This window comes from Enterobacter cloacae complex sp. P24RS, from assembly GCF_014982165.1.
In the GTDB taxonomy this organism is placed as follows: Bacteria; Pseudomonadota; Gammaproteobacteria; order Enterobacterales; family Enterobacteriaceae; genus Enterobacter; species Enterobacter quasihormaechei.
In genome coordinates, this window is the sequence record NZ_JADCKU010000005.1 from 193814 (window position 1) to 211906 (window position 18093).

Below are 18093 nucleotides of genomic sequence, written 5' to 3' on the forward strand. Positions count from 1 at the left end.
TTCATTCGTTTAAGGACACCCCATGAAAGCGATCTCCATTCTGGCCTTCGGCGCGGACCCAACCGCGCAACGCCTGTCAACTTCCGCCATTCAGCAAGCCATCAATACCGCGCAACGCAACGACGTCATCGTTATCCCGCAAGGCCGTTTTCTGACCGGAGCACTGTTCCTGAAAAGTGGAGTATCGCTTCGTCTGGACGCCGGCGCTCAGCTTATGGGAAGCCAGAATTTAGCAGATTACCCGCTGATTGATACCCGGGTAGCCGGCATTGAAATGCGCTGGCCGGCAGGCATCATTAATATTATCAACTGTGAAAACGTCAGCATTACCGGTACGGGCACGATAGACGGGCAGGGTGCAGTCTGGTGGCAACGCTTCTGGGGCGAGGACGAGCACAGCGGAATGGTCGGTGACTACAGCGCCAGAGGGTTGCGCTGGGTGGTTGATTACGACTGTCAGCGCCCGCGCAATGTTCTGGTTTATGAAAGCCAGACCATTTTGCTGCGTGACTTCACCAGTCGGGAATCCGGATTCTGGAACATGCACCTCTGTTATTCGCGCCATATCGCGGTTGAGGGCGTGCAGATTAGCAATTCTGCGGGGCCGAGCACCGACGGAATAGACATCGACTCCTGTGAACAGGTGCGCGTTGAAGGCTGCATCGTTTCCTGCAATGACGACAATATCTGCATCAAATCAGGACGGGGTCGCGAAGCGGCGCAAAAAGCACGTCCGGCGCGGGATATAGTGATTCGCGGCTGTACGCTGAATAAAGGGTCCGGGATCACCCTTGGGAGCGAAACCTCAGGCGGCATTGAACGCGTCCTGATCGAAGATAATGCGTTTAACGGTACGGGCGTTGGATTTCGCATTAAGTCTGCCCGCAACCGAGGCGGGTTCATTCGGGATATTACCGTACAGAATTTGCGACTTACGGACGTACGCTTTCCTGTTCTGATCCAGCTGAACTGGTTCCCGCAGTACAGCTATGGCGATCAGGACAATTTATCTGAAAAACCAGAACACTGGCGCAAGCTGGCTGAGGGCGTCGAGGGAGAAGCCGGTCTTACTGCGGTAAGTGACCTGAGGCTTAATAACATCGTGGCCCGGCGATCCGCCAATACCATTTTTTCACGCGCGTTTTTCATTGAAGGGTATCCGGAGCGTCCGGTATCCGGGCTCGTGCTGGAAGATATTGCGATTGATGCCACCGAGTTCGGGAAGATTTCGGGCGTTGACGGGCTGCACTTTTATGATGTCCATGTTACGGCAAGGGAGGCCACGCGGGACAGCAATGATGTTTATGAGCGTTGAGAGCACAACACTCATCGCATTTTTTAAAGCAAACTTTTCAATGCTACACTGTCCGCAACCATAAATTTCCTGAATCAAATGACTGATGGCTATGACTAATTTTGAACGTCCGAAACTACAGCTTCCAAACGGCGCAGATAAACTGTTGTTGCACTCGTGTTGCGCCCCTTGTTCTGGTGAGGTCATGGAGGCCATTCAGGCGTCGGGCATTGATTACACCATCTTCTTTTACAATCCGAACATTCATCCGCAGAAAGAGTATCTCATCCGAAAGGAGGAGAATATTCGTTTCGCTGAGAAACATGGCGTGCCATTTGTCGATGCAGATTACGATACCGATAACTGGTTTGAGCGCGCCAAAGGTATGGAATGGGAGCCTGAGCGCGGCGTTCGGTGCACCATGTGCTTTGATATGCGCTTTGAGCGCACAGCGCTGTATGCCGCTGAAAATGGCTTCAGCGTGATCAGCAGCTCGCTCGGAATTTCCCGCTGGAAAAATATGCAGCAGATTAACGACTGCGGACAGCGCGCCGCCGCGCATTATCCGGGCATGGTGTATTGGGATTACAACTGGCGTAAACAGGGAGGATCGTCGCGCATGATTGAGATCAGCAAGCGCGAACAGTTTTATCAGCAGGAGTACTGTGGCTGCGTTTATTCATTGCGTGATACTAACATGCACCGTAAATCACAAGGCAGGCCGCTGATTAAACTCGGTAAACTTTACTATGGTAAGGAAGATGAAGGTCAATAGTATGAGAGACGCCTGGAACCGCACCAGATTTTGCGCCATGGTGTAACTTTCGCGGATTGGGGATTGGCCTGAGACGGAAGCTAGAATTTAGCTCCTTTAATAGTAGTGCGCATAATGTATATTATGTTAAATGCGATATCCTAATGCTTATCCCCAATCCTATGAGCTCCTCACATTCACACCTTCCCCTTTATCTCTACTGAGGAAGTCTCAGAAACAATGTCCGTTCCTGAGTCTGTGATGCCCTGAAACCATGGTGAATATAAAAAGCCTTGGCTTCCTCAGTCAGTGCATGAACCATGATCGCCCGCACGCCGATGTTTTCTGCCACCCGGTAACAGCGTAAAACCGCATCATGGAGCAAATCGGCTCCCAACCCCTTTCCACGCAATGAGACATCGACTGCCAGACGGGCAAGTACAATCACGGGAATGGGATCCGGCATGTTACGCCGTAGATTACCGGTCGCTTCCGTATGGTTAACGCTGCCGGTAGCCAGTGAGTAAAAACCCGCTACCTGCTTCGTGCCCGTTTTACAAACAACGAACGTTCGGGCTGCGCCGAGCGCCTGGTTTTTCAGACCTCTTTGTTTTAGCCATTCATCAAGCACGGCTTCCCCACTGAAGAACTCCGCCAGTTGATGGACGCTGGTTAAAGGCTCTGGTGCGGTTACACGTCCCACTGGGGTTTCCTTGCCAGCAGTTTTTCTAAGGCAGGATCGTCCGCCACCGGGGCATCGAGCATATCAATGAACTCGGCATACTGTTCATCGTTAAAATTGAATACACGTCGATCGAGGATCACATTCTCGGCCGCCTGGCAGGCCATCTCCAGAATGAAGTCCGTACGTGATTTATGGAGGATCTCTGCGGCGGCATCGATAAGCGCCCGCTGAGATTCTTTGGCTCTAAGGTTGAGCTGAACATCTGATTTCATGGGAACACCTCTTGTATAGCATTTGCTTTACAAGCATAGCACAGGCGTTGTGTATAGCAATCTCTATACAAAATCATACGGAAGCCGTTAACGGTAAGACCTGCGCTCACCACATATCGCAAGAATTGTCTCTCTCAGCCAGCGGTGACCAGGGTCGCGCTCCATTCGCGGGTGCCACATCTGCGACACCGTAATACGCCGGCTTTTGAACGGCAGTTCGAAAACGTGTATCTGGTCTGTTACCTGCTGATTAAGTAAATAGAGCGCGGGTATCATGGCAATAAGATCCGATTCCAGCGCCACGGACAGGGCCGTCGGAAATCCCGGTACGACGCTTGCGATTTTACGCTTCATCCCTATCCCGGCCAGCGCATCGTCCACGGATCCGTGCAATGCACCCTCGGGTGACGCCACCACATGGCCCCAGGAGACATAGTCGTCCACGCGTATGTCTGCCAGGGCAGCCAGCGGGTGTCCTTTACGCACCACGCCCACAAACCGATCCTCAAACAGCCGTTGCAAACGGATTTCAGGCCCCATATTGCTCTGGACGCCAATCTCCAGATCGACCAGGCCTTCCCGAAGATAGCGCGACGTTTTTTCCGGCTTGGGCGCAAAGCGTATACAGACGCCCGGCGCGGCGTTGGCCACAGCCGCTATAAGCGCAGGCCCAAACGCCACCACAAAACCATCGTTTGCCCGGATGGTGAAAAGGCGCTCCAGAGTTTCCACGTTGAACGTTTCGGTTGAGGGCTGCAATACCGCCTTCGCCTCGTGCACCGCGCGCCGGGCGCGATCCCGGGTCGCTTCGGCCCACGGGGTCAGGACCATGTTTCGTCCGGCGCGTACCAGAATCGGATCGCCTGTGACGTCGCGTAACCTGCTCAGCGTGCGGCTCATGGCCGAGGTGCTGAGGTTCAAACGACGTGCCGCGCCTGCCACGCTCGCTTCGCTCAGCAGTATGTCGAGCGCTATCAGCAAATTAAAATCCGGATCGGACATTATCCATCCTCCCTTCACATTCGGATAAGGCGTTTCATGCAACGATAAAGTGCAAATGGTGCGCCTTCCGCCCGGTAAAAGCCATCTTTATAGTTTTTGTCATCCATAAACTTTGAGAGGACAACATGATGACGCTCTTTTCCAGTCAACCCGGCGACGAAGGACTGCCTGGCCCGGTGCGAGCACGGGTGATGGCCGCAGTCATGACCACCACGTTAATGGGCGTATTCGATGGCACCATGATCAATATTGCCCTGCCATCTATGGCTCAGGAGATGCAGGTATCTGCCAGTTTTGCCGTCTGGTTCGCCAACGGATATTTACTGGCGGCTGCGATGTCGCTGGCGATATTTGCGGCGCTTGCGGCCCGCCTGGGTTACCGCCCCGTATTTCTCGCAGGCCTGACGACCTTCACCCTGACGTCACTGGGCTGCACGCTGGTGAATACCCCGGAAGCGCTCGTCGGCATGCGTGTGCTTCAGGGGATCGGCGGTGCAGCGACGCTGAGTATTGCCCCCGCGATATTGCGGTCCGTGTTTCCCGGACGATTGCTGGGCCGCGTTCTTGGGCTGCACGCCCTGCTCATCGCCTTCAGCTCCGCTATCGGGCCGGTATTGGGCGGTACAATTCTTCATATGCTGAGCTGGCAATGGCTGTTTGCGATAAACATTATTCCGGGCGCTCTCGCCTTGTATCTGGCTGTCAGAGCGCTGCCGCGTGACGCGGTTCGAACGCAAGCGCCCTTCGATACACCGGGGGCAATATTGTCGGCGCTGCTGTTGGGCTCAACGATCGTGGCGGCGAACAGTTTCCAGAATGCAGAACATCACATCACCAGCCTCTGCTGGTCGGCGCTCGCCACGCTAAGCGGCATCGCCTTTGTCTGGCAGATCCGCCGCTCGGCTAACCCATTATTGCCGCCTGCCATCTTCAAAAATGAACGTTTTACCCTCGCGGCCCTTACGTCGATGATGGCGTTCGTCAGCCAGGGGATCGCCTTCATTGCCCTGCCGTTCCTGCTTCAAAGCGTCTATGGCTTTAGCCCGCTCGTCTCTGCCCTGCTGTTTACGCCGTGGCCGTTGGGGATCGTGCTGATTGCACCGCATGCAGGCCGGTGGGCGGACACGATTTCGGCTCCGCCGATCTCCACTCTCGGACTGATGATTTTCGCTGTAGGGTTGGGGCTACTGGCGACGCTGCCTGCCAGCCCAGCCATGTGGGACATCTGCCTGCGGTGCCTGGTGTGCGGTATGGGGTTTGGCTGCTTCCAGAGCCCCAATAACCGTGAGATGCTCTCAAACGTTACGCGTGACCATGCGAGCTTTGCTTCAGGCGTTTTGTCCATTATGCGCACATTCGGACAGTGTCTCGGTGCAGCGGGTGTAGGAGTTATGCTGACAGCAGATGGAAAACCCGTTCATGCTGCGCTGTGGATCGCCACGGCAGCCTCAGCGGTGTCCGTATTGGTTAGCGTAAGCCGGTTACGGTCGCTGAGGCTGATAAAATGAGGCCAGGCTGGGCTACTCCAGCGCCAGCAGCGCAAAGCTCGCCAGCCAGTGTCCGCCGCTGTAGTGACTGCCGACGACATGCTCCACGCTTGCCGAAAGATGGCGCGCAACGGCATCGCGTAATGCCTGCCGGGCGCGATGATTCTCCGGTAAGGCACGGGCAATGTGCTTCATGCACCACGCGCGGCTGAGGTTGAGCCCGTCGAGGTGCGCAATTTTCGGATCGGTGCGGTCGCTCACCTCTGCCGGATGCATCAGTGCAGAAACGGACGCGATTTCGGGCAGAAACGCATCGAACCAGGCCGGGAAATCCTCCGCCACCTTGCTCATCAGCAGGGCCTCGGTCAGTGCCCCGGAGATATACTCGTCGCCGCCCGGCTCATAATGTGCCGGATAATGCGTATCCGCGAGATAAAACCGCGTCGATGCGTCCAGGATGGCGTGCTCGAGCGTGTCGTCGTTTACCGCGCGGGCATAGTCCAGCCCCAGCGCGAGGGCAAACGCCGTGTTGTAGTGCGTCCCGACGCGGATCGGATAGGTAAGCTTGCTGAGGTAATCCACCAGCCGCTGGCGAATGTCCAGGGTTAACGGTTGCAGCGTCTGGTACCAGCGCTCCGCCTGCGGCAGCGCCGATTGATGCAGCTCCTGCGCCAGCGCCAGCAGCCAGCCGTAGCCATAGGGCCGTTCAAACGACGCGCGGAACGGCGCGGTAAAATAGGCCAGCTCCTTCGCCACCTTCTCATCGGTCAGGTGTTCGTCGAACAGGGCGATAATCTCCTCCCGACACGGCAGTTCGGGATAGAGACGCAGGCAGCGCAGCAGTAACCAGTAACCATGTACAGCCGAATGCCAGTCGAAGCAGCCGTAAAATATCGGATGCAGCTCGCGAGGCGGCAACACGTCACCGTCGTCGTTGAGCAGGTGCATAATGTGGTTCGGGTATTCCTGACGTAAATAGGTCAACGGCATTCTGGCGAAGGCGTCAGCCTGATGTTGCGTTAATTCCATAGCGGCTCCTTAGCGAAACACGAGGAAATACATTAAGAACACGTTCACCACCAGCAGGGTTAACGCGGTCGGGATCTGGATCTTGATGACCTGATATTTGTCTTTTAGCTCCAGTAGCGCGGCAGGCACGATGTTGAAGTTAGCGGCCATAGGCGTCATGAGCGTGCCGCAGTAGCCTGCATACATGCCGATAGCCAGCAGCGGCGCCGGGTTACCGTGATGAACGTTAATCAGGAACGGCAAGGCAATACCGGCGCTCAGCACCGGGAACGCCGCAAAAGCGTTACCCATGATCATGGTAAACAGTGCCATCCCCACGCAGTAAATCACCACCAGCATGAAGCGGCTGTCCGGGTTCACAAACAGGCTGACCACCTTCTGCACCGATTCACCGGTATTGGCCACCACAAACACCCCACCCAGCATGGCGAGCATCTGCGGCAGGATCACCGCCCAGCCGATGGTGTCGACCAGCCGACGAGACTGACGAATCGCGTGCAGCGGCGTGCCTTTCGTCAGCCACCAGCCGGTGAGGATCGCCGCCACGCAGGCCACGCACAGCGCCGCCAGGGTGAGCTGTTTCTGGTCGAGCAGGTAAACGCCGCCGATCGAGACGCCCTTCAGGAACAGCGTCCCGATCACCGTCACCACCGGGATCATCAGCGCGGGTAAAAACAGCCAGTTTTTCAGCCGGTTCGACGAGGCAACGCGCTCCTCCTCGGTAGCCATTTTATAGTGCCCCTTCCCGACCAGCCCGAAACCGGCCAGCAGCGCAATCACGATTACGGCGCCGCCAATAATGCGATACGCCAGCGACCTGCCCAGCTCCTGCACCATCAGATCGCCAAACAGGAAGATCCCGCCGAAAAGGAACCAGAACAGCGCGGTCGTAAAGCGTTTCGGGTTGGCGCGATCGCGAAGGGTCATGACCACCAGCAGCATCACGACGAAGCCAATCAGATAGTACACGCGGTTTATGGTGATGAGCGTCATCATGATGCGATCTCCTGCGTGCCCTGCTCTGCTTTCCAGGCCATCACGTCGCGACGAATGCTGGCGTCGAGGCGCAGCAGGCGCGTCATATGGATAATCAGGGCCGCAATGGCGGTCGGAATGGCCCACAGGCCGATATGCAGCGGCTCGATCCCCTCGATCCCGTTCTCCTTGAGGAAGGCGTCAATCAACAGCACCGCGCCGAAGGCAATAAAGATATCTTCCCCAAAGAAAACCGCGATATTGTCGCAGGCGGCGGCATGGGCTTTGATTTTGTCGCGAATGTGCTGCGGCAGGTCGCCGTATTCATTCAGCGCGGCCCCTTCCGCCATCGGCGCCAGCAGCGGACGCACCGTCTGCGCGTGGCCGCCCAGCGACATCAGCCCGAGCGCAGCCGTCCCTTCGCGGGCGACAAAGTAGAGCATCAGGATACGGGCCGAGGTGGCGCTGGCGATCTTCGCCACCCATGCCTGGGCGCGCTCTTTCAGCCCGTAATACTCCAGCAGGCCAATCACCGGCAGGATCAGGATGAAGGTGGCAAGCGATCGGCTATTCACAAACTTTTCGCCAAAGGTTTCCAGCAGCATGCCTAAATCCATGCCAACCAGCAGGCCCGTCGCCAGCCCCGCCACCACGACAACCAGCAGCGGGTTGAAACGCAGTGCAAAACCAATAACCACCACCGGAATCCCGATAAGCGGCAACAGTGTAGAACTGTCCATAAACGTTACCCTATCCAAAGTGAGCGTTGCGCGCCGACGGCTATTTTTTATACTTCGCAGCAGAGCGAAGCCGGTGCATTACGGCGCGCGATGTTGTGTTTTACGTCAGGCTCCGCAGAACCTGCACTAAAAAGCTATATCTGAACGTCAAAAACATGTAAACAATTTATCAATAAAATGTTCTTATTTTATCGACGGGTTTACATTCTGGAGAAAGGATCGGTATGACGACTAAGAAAACGAAGGCAGCGTTAAACCACGACGATATTGCGGACGGGCGTATCGTCTCCTCCCGTCATCTGGTGTCAGAGCGGTGCGCCGAATTATCAGAGCTGGAATACGCCCTGATCATGACCAGCAACGCGTTCAACAAGTGGATGGTGCGCTGCATGACCGCAGCAGGTGAACCGGATATGGGAGCCTTTGACGTTTCGCTTCTTCACCATGTGAATCACCGCAACCGCAAGAAGAAGCTGGCCGACATCTGCTTTGTGCTGAACGTGGAAGATACCCACGTGGTGACGTATGCGCTGAAAAAGCTGGTGAAGGCGGGCTACGTCACCAGCGAGAAAGCGGGGAAAGAGCTTTTTTTCTCTACGACCGAGGACGGGAAAGCGTTGTGCATGAAGTACCGTGAGGTGCGGGAAGCCTGCCTGATCAACATTCATGCGGAAAGCGGCATTCCGGGAACGTCAATTGGCGAGACCGCGCAGCTGCTGCGCGCGATCTCGTCCCTGTACGATACCGCCGCACGCGCGGCGGCCTCGCTTTAAGGGCGGCGGAACAGGGTGATACTCCGCCCGGCCAGCTCGTAATCGACAGATTCAGTGATGATTTCCCCCGTGGGGGCATCCTCCGCCGTCGAAAGTTCGAGCACCCAGCCCCCTTCACCAAACTGCGGGATCTGGAAAGGCACGGTGCCTTCAAACGGATTGAACAGCATCAGCACGTCGTGCCAGACACCCTCTTCCTGCTGAAGGTCCGGACGGCTGATGGAGAGACCAAGGGTGGAGCCCTCGTCCCACTGTTCCGACTGCTGCGGGCCGCCGCCGGCGTTAAACCAGCGGATCTCCAGCCCGTCGCGCCAGTTCTCCCTGCGCAGCAGCGGTTGCTCCGCGCGCAGGGCGATCAGCCGACGGGTAAACTCGCGCAGCGCCTCGTCGTTTTCTGACAGCCCTTCCCAGTTTATCCAGGAGATCTCGCTGTCCTGACAGTATCCGTTGTTGTTGCCCTTTTGCGTCCGGCCAAACTCATCTCCCGCCAGCAGCATCGGCGTGCCGTGGGAGAAGAAAAGCGTGGTGAGGAAATTACGCTTTTGCCGCTCGCGGGTGGCGATGATATCCGGGTTTTCCGTCGGTCCTTCCTCGCCGTAGTTATACGAACGGTTATCGTTATGTCCGTCGTTATTATCTTCCCCGTTATCGGCGTTATGCTTCTCGTTGTACGACACCAGGTCGTTGAGCGTAAAGCCGTCATGCGCGGTGATAAAATTGACGCTGGCCCACGGACGACGACCGCGCAAGTCATACAGATCGCCGGACCCCAGCAGGCGGGCGGCAAAATCGTTAGAGACGTTATCCCCCTTCCAGTATTCACGTACCGTATCGCGGTATTTATCGTTCCACTCTCCCCAGCCTGGCGGGAAGCCCCCAACCTGATATCCACCCGGGCCGATATCCCACGGCTCACCAATGAGCTTCAGCTTCGACAGCACCGGATCCTGGGTCACGGCATCGAAGAAGCCGCCGCGCGGATCGAATCCCTCCGGCTCGCGTCCGAGTATGGTTCCGAGATCAAAGCGGAAGCCGTCAATCTGCATCGATTCCGCCCAGTAACGCAGGGAGTCCATGACCATCTGCAACACGCGCGGGTGCGACGTGTTAACGGTGTTCCCGGTGCCGGTGTCGTTGATGTAATACCGGTGCTGATCCGGCATGGTGCGGTAATAGCAGAAGTTATCAATTCCTTTGAACGACAGGGTTGGCCCCAGCTCGTTGCCCTCCGCCGTGTGGTTATAGACCACGTCGAGGATCACCTCTATGCCCGCATCATGATAGGCGCGCACCATGTCGCGGAAACCCTGAATACCCGCCGGACCGTAATAGCGGGACGCTGGCGCAAAGAAAGCCAGCGAGTTATAGCCCCAGAAGTTTTTTAGACCGCGATCCAGCAGGTGCTGATCGTCCGGGAACCAGTGAACCGGCAGCAGCTCCACCGAGGTGATGCCCAGGCTTTTGATGTAATCCACGGAGGCTTTATGTCCCATCCCTTCAAACGTACCGCGCAGTTCGGGCGGAATGGCCGGATTAAGCTGGGTAAAGCCTTTCACATGGCTTTCATAGACCACGGTGTGCGGCCATGGGACGTCAGGCCGCCGCGAGTCCTGCCAGTCGACGGCGTTCGGGTCGATGACCTTACATTTCGGCGTAAACGGCGCGCTGTCCCGCGTATCAAAGCTGAGATCGAGCTCGTCATGCCCCAGCTCATAGCCGAAGTGGGCATCGTTCCACGCAATGTCGCCCACCAGTTCGCGGGCATACGGATCGATGAGCAGCTTGTTGGGGTTAAAACGATGGCCGTTCTCCGGATCGTAGGGTCCGTAAACGCGATAGCCGTAGAGCGCGCCCGGCTTCAGGTCGGGCACATAGCCGTGCCACACCTCATGGGTATATTCCGGCAGTTCCAGTCGGGCGATTTCGGTTTTCCCGGAAGGGTCAAACAGACAGAGCTCTACCCGCTCCGCGTGGGCGGAAAACAGGGCGAAGTTTACCCCCTTTCCGTCATAATTTGCGCCAAGCTGCTGGCCATGGCCGGCCCGAATTTCAAACGTTGTATCCTTTGGCATTTTTGTTCTCCTCGATTATTCGCAGGTAAGCAGAACCAACAAACATCCCTTTTCAGACGTTAAATCCAGCGTCTCTGGCAGAAGGCGACGCTCTCCGGTAAAAAGATCCCGATAGTGCTTTCCGGCCAGCTCCTGGGGTATGGCCACGGTGGTATTGGCCCACAGGGCCGCATTGTCGGTGACGTCAAACACCAGGCGCGGCACGGCAACGATAAGCGCCTCTTCCTCGTGAAGGCGCGCATAGACAATCAGGTTCTCCTCGCGCTCGCCGGTCACCTTCAGCGGCAGCCAGTCGCCGTAGCGGAAAAGCGCTGGGTAATGCGGCCGGATCCGTAACAGCGTGGCGGTGACATACTGCTTCACGCTGCCGTCGCGCCAGCGTTGCGTATCGTTAAAGATGTTGCCGTCCGCCGTGCTCAGGTTTTCCGCCAGCGCGGTGAAATCCGGCTCGCGTCGGTTATCCGGGTCGACCAGGCTAAAGTTAAGCCCTTCGCTACCCTGATAGATGTCCGGTACGCCGGGGGCAGTCAGCTTGATCACCGTCTGGCTCAGGCTGTTCATTAATCCCGCCCGAATGAACGGCTGTAGTGCGGCACTAAAATCACGCAGGAACAGGGTGTTATCCGGGGAGAGCAGATGCCGCACGTAGTCCAGCACCACGCTCTCGTAATCTTCGTTGCTGTCGATCCAGTCGGTCCGCTGCTTGGCCTCGCGCAGGGCTTTTTCGATAAAACCGAGGAAACGCTCTTCCAGTGACTTAAGCCCGTCGCGATCGTCAGGCGAGAGCGTGGCAGGCCAGACGCCCGCCAGCGCCTGGTAGATCATCCAGGTATCGGCGGCGTTCGGCGCGGTGCCATCGTTCAGGAACCTGACCTGCGTCTGGTTCATCTGCCGCCAGCGCGCCAGATTTTCTCCCCACAGATCCGGTGCTTCCGTCAGCGTGTACAGACGCGCTCGCGCATCCTCGCCGCGTTTGGTGTCGTGGGTAGAGGTCCCCAGCAGCGCGTCGGGCTGGCGGGCAAGACGAATGCGCATCTCCTGGTGAAAACGGGAAAGTGAAAACGCGCGCGGCGTCGGGTCGGCGCCTACTTCGTTCAGCGCCAGCTCCAGGTTGTGGCGGAAGAACAGCGTATCCTCTACCGATTTCGCCATCAGCGGCCCGGTCAGCTGCTGAAAACGGGTGCGGAAAAGGGAAGCCTGCGCGTAATCATGCTCCGGCAGATCGCCGGTAAGAATACGGACGATCAGGCTCAGGGCGGGTTCGGACGTGTTTACGCTGGCGACCACCCGGCTGAGCAGCGCCACGTCCGAGGGCGTCAGCCCCTCCGCGGTGCCGTAGGTGCGATATACCGGAAAGGCGATAAGCAGCTCGCGCAGGGCGTGGCGAATATCGTCGTGCTGCACCGCCACGTCGTTGTGCCGGGCCAGCTCGCTGGCGATGGTCAGCAGCGTAGTAAATTCGCCTTCAAAGTTACGATCGGTCATCAGACCTTTGGCCTTGCGCAACTCCGTATGCCTGTCCACCGTCGTGCCCAGCGTCTCATCGTGGAGCGTCTCCAGCCGCGACAGGTTGTTATCGTCCACCAGCACTTCCGCCAGCGAGGCGATAAACTCATAGCCTGTGGTACCCGAGACGGGCCACTCCGCAGGAAGCTGTTCCCCTTTCGCGAGGATCTTCTCCACCGTGATGTAGCAATCCGGCCCGGTCGCCGCCCGCAGGCGCTGCAAATAGCCCAGCGGATCGGCAAGCCCGTCCACATGGTCAATGCGCAGGCCGTCGACGACGCCAGCGTGAACAAGCTCAAGGATCAGGCGGTGCGTGTCTGCAAATACTGCCTCATCCTCCACCCGCACGCCCACCAGCCCGGTAATTTCAAAAAAGCGTCGCCATGAAAGCTGTTTCGGCGCTTCCCGCCAGGACATCAGCCGCCAGCTTTGCGCCTCGTGGATCTCAGCGATGCTTTTGTCCTCGGCAAACGTGCCAGGATTAAGCGGATAGGCTGTGTCGTAGTAGACCAGCTCCGCTTTATTGGTGACACTGTCACGTTTTACGGTGATAGCCCCGCGCTCCAGCTCGGCTTCGAAGGTGTCGCCAAGAAACGGCAGCGTTAGCGGTCTGGACCAGTCGATATCAAAATAGGTCGCGTAGCGGCTCTGCCTGCCGTGCTCGATCACATCGCGCCACCAGCGGTTCTCCAGGGAGGTGGACATGTGGTTCGGCACAATATCCAGAATCAGCCCCATCTCCGCCTGTTTAAGCGCCGCCGCCATACGGTCGAACCCTTCCCGCCCGCCAATCGCCGGGTCGATTTCGTTGGGGTTCGTCACGTCATAGCCGTGAGTGGAATCCGTGGTTGCCGTGAAAACAGGTGACGCGTAGAGATGGCTGATACCGAGGTCTTTCATATACGGTATCAAGGCCACCACGCGGTCAAAGGTCATGCCGTTGCGAAACTGAATGCGATAGGTTGAGGACGGGATCATAGCGTTGCTTCTCCTTCAGCAAAGCGAACAACAATGCTGTTCGACGGCAGGTTTTCGATTGCCTCCGGCCTGCTAAAGATCGGTTTTCCGGGCAGGTCCGGCAAGGGGAGCGGCTTTTTACCGATATTCAGCGCCATCGACAGCGTACCGGACGGAAAACGCCAGCTCACGGCAACCATGCCGAGCGTTGTTTGCAGGACGTTACCTTCAACCGCGCCCTGCTGCTTCAGCAACGGGACGACATAGCGCTGACGCAGCGCAATCAGTTCGCGCGTCAGGTGCAGCCACGCTCTGCCTTCCTCCGTCTCCACCCTGTTCCAGTCCAGCTTCGAGCACATAAAGGTATTCAGGTCGTTGGGATCAGGTACGGTTTCATCGTGCCCGGCATGGCCGGTAAACTCTTTCGCGCGCCCTTCCCGCACCGCTTTCGCCAGGTCGCCGTGGAAGTCGGTGAAAAAGAGGTACGGTTGCGTTTCGCCATACTCCTCGCCCATAAACAGCAGCGGTATATGAGGCGACAGGAGCAGCGCCGCGAACAGCACCCGCGTTTTATCCGCGCCAGCCAGAGAGATGAGCCTCTCACCCTGGGCACGGTTGCCGACCTGATCGTGGTTCTGAATAAAATCGACAAAAAATTGCGGAGGCTGCTCGCGACACTCTACTCCGCGCGATTTTCCGGTCTGAAGCGAGATTTCGCCCTGGTAGACAAAGCCTTCGGCCAGCGCTCGCGCCAGCTTTTTCTCCGGCTCGTAGGCGAAATCCTGGTAATAGGCGTGAGATTCCCCGGTCGCGAAGACATGCGCGGCGTTGTGAAAATCATCATTCCATTCGGCGGTGAAAAGCGGCGTCTGACCATGCTCATCGCGCGGATGCAGGAAAATGACGTTGCGACTGTCTTCGGTGGTGAGATGGATATGACGATCCGGAAATGCGTCGCGGATCCGTTGCGCAATGTGAGGAAGAATATGGGTCTCTGCGTCGTCGTGGATCTGGTCGATGGCGTCGAAGCGCAGACCGTCAAGATGATACTCCGACAGCCAGAATAACGGCGCCTCGGCAATGTATTGCCGGACCGCGTCAACCTCATAGGCAATCCCGTAGCCCCACGGGGTCATCCGATCCTGATGGAAAAACGCCGGCGAGAGTAACGGCAGGTAGTTCCCTTCCGGGCCAAAGTGATTGAGTACGATATCGAGCACCACGGCAAGCCCAAGCGCGTGGGCGGCGTCGATAAAGGCATGAAAATCATCCGGCGTGCCATAAGCCGAGTGCGGGGCATACAGCAATACGCCGTCATACCCCCAGCCGCGTTGCCCCCCAAACTGGGAAACGGGCATCACTTCCAGCTGCGTAATACCCAGTTCGGCCAGATAAGGCAGTTTTTCGATGGCCGCCCTGAAGGTTCCTTCCTCGGTGAAAGTCCCGATATGCAGTTCGTAAATTACCGTCTCTTCCCACGGCCGCCCTTTCCATTCTGGTTGCGTGGGGGGGTTGCGACGCGGGTCGATCACCACCGACGGGCCGTTGACGTCATTCTGTTGGGTCCGTGAGGCCGGATCCGGCACTGCCAACCCATCCTGTAAAACAAACTGATACGTCGTACCGTGCCTGACGCCGGGAACGTCAATCTGAAACCAGCCGTCGCCCACCGCCGCCATCGGAATGTCGGTGTCAGTTAAACGCAACGTGAGATCTTTCTGCCCTTCAGCCCAGACGCGAAAACGTACAACGTCATCGGAAATAAACTCGGCACCCCAGTGCCTGCGACATGTTCTGAATTCCATTCACTGTCCTCGAATGACCACATTCTACGCGGAACGAAATACAAGCTTAGACCAGGATCAACAGAGTGTTATGCCAGCAGGGTATGCCGCTTCGTCTATTATCTATTTATAACTCCCACTTAAGGAATACCATGCACATTCGAAAAGGATTAAGTACCGATCTCGCCCGTCTTGAATGCTGTGATTTTTCTTTCACGGTTGATGAGATTGCCAGAGAGCCCTTTCTCAATGGCGATTTGCATATTCAAGCGTTAACAGAGCCTTATCTTAAAACGTATGAACTGGATCTCCAGACGCTGGAAAACCATTGTGTTAATCCGGATTCAATATTTCTGATTGCCGAAACGGATGATGGAGAAATCGCCGGTTTTATTACTGCATCCTGTAACTGGAATAAATTTATCTCAGTGGATTACATTGCCGTGGAGCGTTCAAAGCGCCGGACGGGCGCGGCGCATAAGCTGATGTCTGCTACCCACGTCTGGGCGCGAAGCCTCAATGCGCCCGGCTTACGGCTGGAGACGCAGAACGTAAACGTTACGGCCTGTCTGTTCTATCGTCACTATGGATTTATTCTGGGCGGTTACGATCGCTATCTTTACAACGCCCTGCCGGAAAAAGATGAGGTCGCCCTTTTCTGGTATTACATGCTGGCTTAAGAAAATATTTTACATCCGGCAATGGAATATAGATTTGTCTGAATTTATCAATTTTGCCCGCTTGCGTCTAATTAACGACTAATCTTGGAATTCACTATTTAAGGAGGCCGGTATGTCTACAGGAAATAATCACACGCTGCATTACCCTCGTCCACCGTTTGCTGAACAACCGCAAATGGCCCCCGGGCTGGCATCGGAAATGAAGCCAATACCGGATCATGGTGAAACAAGTTATATCGGGTCGGGAAAACTGGCAGGAAAAAAAGCGCTGATCACCGGCGGTGATTCCGGCATTGGTCGTGCGGTCGCCATCGCCTATGCCCGTGAAGGGGCAGATGTTGCCATCGGCTATCTGCCTGAAGAGGAATCCGATGCCGCATCGGTCATTGCGCTGATTAAGGCCGAAGGCCGTAAAGCGGTCGCTATTCCCGGCGACATTCGCGTAGAGTCGTTCTGCGATACGCTGGTGGAAAAAGCCGTCGCCGAACTGGGCGGCCTGGATATTCTGGTGAATAACGCCGGGCGCCAGCAGTTCTGCGAATCGATCGACGATCTCACTACCGCTGATTTTGACGCGACGTTCAAAACCAACGTCTATGCGCCCTTCTGGATCACAAAAGCCGCGCTGCGCCATTTGCAGGAAGGCGCCGTGATCATCAACACCACTTCCGTTCAGGCATTTAAGCCGAGCGCGATCCTGGTCGACTATGCGCAGACCAAAGCCTGTAACGTGGCCTTTACCAAATCTCTGGCGCAGCAGCTGGGGCCGCGCGGCATTCGTGTGAACGCTGTCGCGCCGGGTCCGTACTGGACGCCTCTTCAGTCCAGCGGCGGCCAGCCTCAATCCAAGGTCCAGAAGTTCGGGGAAGATACCCCGCTGGGCAGACCGGGCCAGCCGGTTGAAATCGCACCGCTGTACGTGCTGTTTGCCTCCGATACCTGCTCATACGCCTCCGGACAGGTCTGGTGTTCTGACGGCGGTACCGGCGTTCTGTAAAAACTTCTCTCAGACCTATCCATTTCATGGATAGGTCACATTCACCCCCCTTCCGTTCTCAAAAATCTCAGTTGAACTATGATGAACTTACTATTGAGGAGCCCATCATGTTTACTGTGAAAAAACTTGCTTTATCAACCCTGTTTACCGGTTCTGTCCTTTTCTTACCCGCGATCCACGCGGTGGCCAACGTTCCCCAGCACGTGGTGAAACAGCAGGCTGGCGGCTATAGCGTTCAGGTTGGCGATACGATTGTCACCGCCTTTACGGACGGCAGCGTGCCGCAGGATCTGCATACCCTGTTGCGCCGTACAACGGCGGAAAATACCGATGCGTTACTGGCAAAAAATTTCCAGGCCAACCCGGTTGAAGCATCGATTAATGCGTTTTATATCGCGCTGCCCGGCCACAAAATCCTGGTGGACACCGGATCAGGCCAACTCTTTGGGCCCGGCAAAGGCGGCCGACTGATTGAAAGCCTGGCGACGCAGGGCATCAAACCCGAAGATATAACCGATATTCTCATCACCCACGCTCACTCCGATCACGCCGGTGGCCTGGTGAAAGACGGCCAACGCGTGTTTACTCATGCGCAGGTCTATGTCGGGAAACCGGATATCGAATTTTTCTTTAACGACGAGAACCAGAAAAAATCTGGTTATGACCAGAACTACTTTGACGTTGCGCGCAAAACCTTAAAACCTTATCTGGACGCCGGAAAAATGAAGACCTTCTCCGGGACGGAACAGCTTCTGCCGGGCATCCGCGGAACGGTACATCCGGGCCATACCCCAGGTTCGGCGTTCTATACGCTGGAGAGCAAAGGTGAAAAAATCACCTTTGTCGGCGACATTATTCACGTCGCTGCGGTTCAGTTCCCGCAGCCCAATGTGACGATTGCTTACGATGAGGATCAGGACGGCGCCGCCAGGGTGCGTAACGCGGCGTTCGCGGAGTTTGTGAAAAACAAAGAACTCATTGCAGCTCCGCACCTGCCTTTCCCCGGTATCGGTTATGTCACGCAGGGCGAGCGGCAAGGCTACGCGTGGGTCCCGGTAACCTATACCAACCGTGACGCAAAATAAG

Annotated in this window: 15 protein-coding genes and 1 pseudogene; 7 read left to right on the forward strand and 9 right to left on the reverse strand. The window is 56.6% G+C overall.

Annotated elements, in window-relative coordinates; all coding sequences use genetic code 11:
• Positions 1-22: 22 nt before the first annotated feature.
• Together INF58_RS07180 and INF58_RS07185 are read left to right on the forward strand one after the other, a co-directional pair.
• Positions 23-1315, forward strand: coding sequence for a glycoside hydrolase family 28 protein (locus INF58_RS07180; protein WP_193527371.1), 1293 nt, complete (start codon positions 23-25; stop codon positions 1313-1315).
• Positions 1316-1406: 91 nt separating this feature from the next.
• Positions 1407-2069, forward strand: a complete 663-nt coding sequence (locus INF58_RS07185) for an epoxyqueuosine reductase QueH (RefSeq protein WP_369750619.1) — start codon at positions 1407-1409, stop codon at positions 2067-2069.
• Positions 2070-2265: 196 nt separating this feature from the next.
• Here INF58_RS07185 and INF58_RS07190 read toward each other — a convergent pair whose 3' ends face one another.
• The 3 genes and pseudogenes from INF58_RS07190 to INF58_RS07200 form a co-directional block, all read right to left on the reverse strand.
• A complete protein-coding gene (locus INF58_RS07190) occupies positions 2266-2751 on the reverse strand; it encodes a GNAT family N-acetyltransferase (RefSeq protein ID WP_193036826.1) in 486 nt (161 codons plus the stop codon).
• Positions 2739-3027, reverse strand: a pseudogene (locus INF58_RS07195) (DUF1778 domain-containing protein). Before INF58_RS07195 ends, INF58_RS07190 begins: the two are co-directional and overlap by 13 nt.
• Before the next feature lie 65 nt (positions 3028-3092).
• Complete coding sequence (locus INF58_RS07200) at positions 3093-4007, reverse strand: LysR family transcriptional regulator (protein WP_193527372.1); 915 nt, start codon at positions 4005-4007, stop codon at positions 3093-3095.
• 128 nt (positions 4008-4135) lie between these two features.
• Between INF58_RS07200 and INF58_RS07205 the strand changes: the two genes are divergently transcribed.
• Positions 4136-5515 (forward strand): DHA2 family efflux MFS transporter permease subunit, encoded by a 1380-nt coding sequence (locus INF58_RS07205; RefSeq protein ID WP_193527456.1) that lies wholly within the window; start codon positions 4136-4138, stop codon positions 5513-5515.
• 12 nt (positions 5516-5527) lie between these two features.
• On the opposite strand, the gene INF58_RS07210 is transcribed toward INF58_RS07205, so the two are convergent.
• The 3 genes from INF58_RS07210 to INF58_RS07220 are packed head-to-tail and all read right to left on the reverse strand — an operon-like array spanning position 5528 to position 8238.
• Entirely contained in the window at positions 5528-6523 is a 996-nt protein-coding gene (locus tag INF58_RS07210) for a DUF2891 domain-containing protein (RefSeq protein WP_193527373.1), read from the reverse strand.
• A 9-nt stretch (positions 6524-6532) separates the two neighbouring features.
• Positions 6533-7519, reverse strand: coding sequence for a DUF979 domain-containing protein (locus INF58_RS07215; RefSeq protein ID WP_063866697.1), 987 nt, complete (start codon positions 7517-7519; stop codon positions 6533-6535).
• Complete coding sequence (locus INF58_RS07220; protein ID WP_193527374.1) at positions 7516-8238, reverse strand: DUF969 domain-containing protein; 723 nt, start codon at positions 8236-8238, stop codon at positions 7516-7518. Before INF58_RS07220 ends, INF58_RS07215 begins: the two co-directional genes overlap by 4 nt.
• Positions 8239-8462: 224 nt before the next feature.
• Between INF58_RS07220 and INF58_RS07225 the strand changes: the two genes are divergently transcribed.
• Positions 8463-9011 carry a winged helix DNA-binding protein gene (locus tag INF58_RS07225; protein WP_063866695.1) on the forward strand — a complete coding sequence of 183 codons (549 nt, stop codon included), beginning with the start codon at positions 8463-8465 and terminating at the stop codon, positions 9009-9011.
• Here INF58_RS07225 and glgX read toward each other — a convergent pair.
• Genes glgX through treZ form a run of 3 tightly spaced genes read right to left on the reverse strand, consistent with a single transcriptional unit; the run spans position 9008 to position 15351 of the window.
• Positions 9008-11083, reverse strand: coding sequence for a glycogen debranching protein GlgX (gene glgX / locus INF58_RS07230; RefSeq protein WP_107535374.1), 2076 nt, complete (start codon positions 11081-11083; stop codon positions 9008-9010). The two genes, INF58_RS07225 and glgX, sit on opposite strands and share 4 nt — an antisense overlap.
• 15 nt (positions 11084-11098) lie before the next feature.
• Positions 11099-13567 carry a malto-oligosyltrehalose synthase gene (gene treY / locus INF58_RS07235; protein ID WP_193527375.1) on the reverse strand — a complete coding sequence of 823 codons (2469 nt, stop codon included), beginning with the start codon at positions 13565-13567 and terminating at the stop codon, positions 11099-11101.
• Positions 13564-15351: a malto-oligosyltrehalose trehalohydrolase gene (treZ, locus tag INF58_RS07240; protein ID WP_193527376.1), complete on the reverse strand. Its 1788-nt coding sequence runs from the start codon at positions 15349-15351 to the stop codon at positions 13564-13566. Before treZ ends, treY begins: the two co-directional genes overlap by 4 nt.
• A gap of 131 nt (positions 15352-15482) precedes the next feature.
• On the opposite strand from treZ, the gene INF58_RS07245 reads away from it, so the two are divergent.
• The 3 genes from INF58_RS07245 (at position 15483) to INF58_RS07255 (ending at position 18092) form a co-directional block, all read left to right on the forward strand.
• Positions 15483-16010: a GNAT family N-acetyltransferase gene (locus tag INF58_RS07245; protein ID WP_193527377.1), complete on the forward strand. Its 528-nt coding sequence runs from the start codon at positions 15483-15485 to the stop codon at positions 16008-16010.
• A 112-nt stretch (positions 16011-16122) separates the two neighbouring features.
• A complete protein-coding gene (locus INF58_RS07250) occupies positions 16123-17007 on the forward strand; it encodes an SDR family oxidoreductase (RefSeq protein ID WP_063866691.1) in 885 nt (294 codons plus the stop codon).
• 107 nt (positions 17008-17114) lie between these two features.
• Positions 17115-18092 carry an MBL fold metallo-hydrolase gene (locus tag INF58_RS07255; RefSeq protein WP_193527378.1) on the forward strand — a complete coding sequence of 326 codons (978 nt, stop codon included), beginning with the start codon at positions 17115-17117 and terminating at the stop codon, positions 18090-18092.
• Position 18093 lies beyond the last annotated feature (1 nt).

What these genes read in the sequence shown, in the direction of transcription:
- INF58_RS07180 (WP_193527371.1), top strand. Translation starts at nt 23, where the DNA reads ATGAAAGCGATCTCCATTCTGGCCTTCGGCGCGGACCCAACCGCGCAA.
- INF58_RS07185 (WP_369750619.1), top strand. Translation starts at nt 1,407, where the DNA reads ATGACTAATTTTGAACGTCCGAAACTACAGCTTCCAAACGGCGCAGAT.
- INF58_RS07200 (WP_193527372.1), bottom strand. Translation starts at nt 4,007, where the DNA reads ATGTCCGATCCGGATTTTAATTTGCTGATAGCGCTCGACATACTGCTG.
- INF58_RS07205 (WP_193527456.1), top strand. Translation starts at nt 4,136, where the DNA reads ATGACGCTCTTTTCCAGTCAACCCGGCGACGAAGGACTGCCTGGCCCG.
- INF58_RS07210 (WP_193527373.1), bottom strand. Translation starts at nt 6,523, where the DNA reads ATGGAATTAACGCAACATCAGGCTGACGCCTTCGCCAGAATGCCGTTG.
- INF58_RS07215 (WP_063866697.1), bottom strand. Translation starts at nt 7,519, where the DNA reads ATGATGACGCTCATCACCATAAACCGCGTGTACTATCTGATTGGCTTC.
- INF58_RS07220 (WP_193527374.1), bottom strand. Translation starts at nt 8,238, where the DNA reads ATGGACAGTTCTACACTGTTGCCGCTTATCGGGATTCCGGTGGTGGTT.
- INF58_RS07225 (WP_063866695.1), top strand. Translation starts at nt 8,463, where the DNA reads ATGACGACTAAGAAAACGAAGGCAGCGTTAAACCACGACGATATTGCG.
- glgX (WP_107535374.1), bottom strand. Translation starts at nt 11,083, where the DNA reads ATGCCAAAGGATACAACGTTTGAAATTCGGGCCGGCCATGGCCAGCAG.
- treY (WP_193527375.1), bottom strand. Translation starts at nt 13,567, where the DNA reads ATGATCCCGTCCTCAACCTATCGCATTCAGTTTCGCAACGGCATGACC.
- treZ (WP_193527376.1), bottom strand. Translation starts at nt 15,351, where the DNA reads ATGGAATTCAGAACATGTCGCAGGCACTGGGGTGCCGAGTTTATTTCC.
- INF58_RS07245 (WP_193527377.1), top strand. Translation starts at nt 15,483, where the DNA reads ATGCACATTCGAAAAGGATTAAGTACCGATCTCGCCCGTCTTGAATGC.
- INF58_RS07250 (WP_063866691.1), top strand. Translation starts at nt 16,123, where the DNA reads ATGTCTACAGGAAATAATCACACGCTGCATTACCCTCGTCCACCGTTT.
- INF58_RS07255 (WP_193527378.1), top strand. Translation starts at nt 17,115, where the DNA reads ATGTTTACTGTGAAAAAACTTGCTTTATCAACCCTGTTTACCGGTTCT.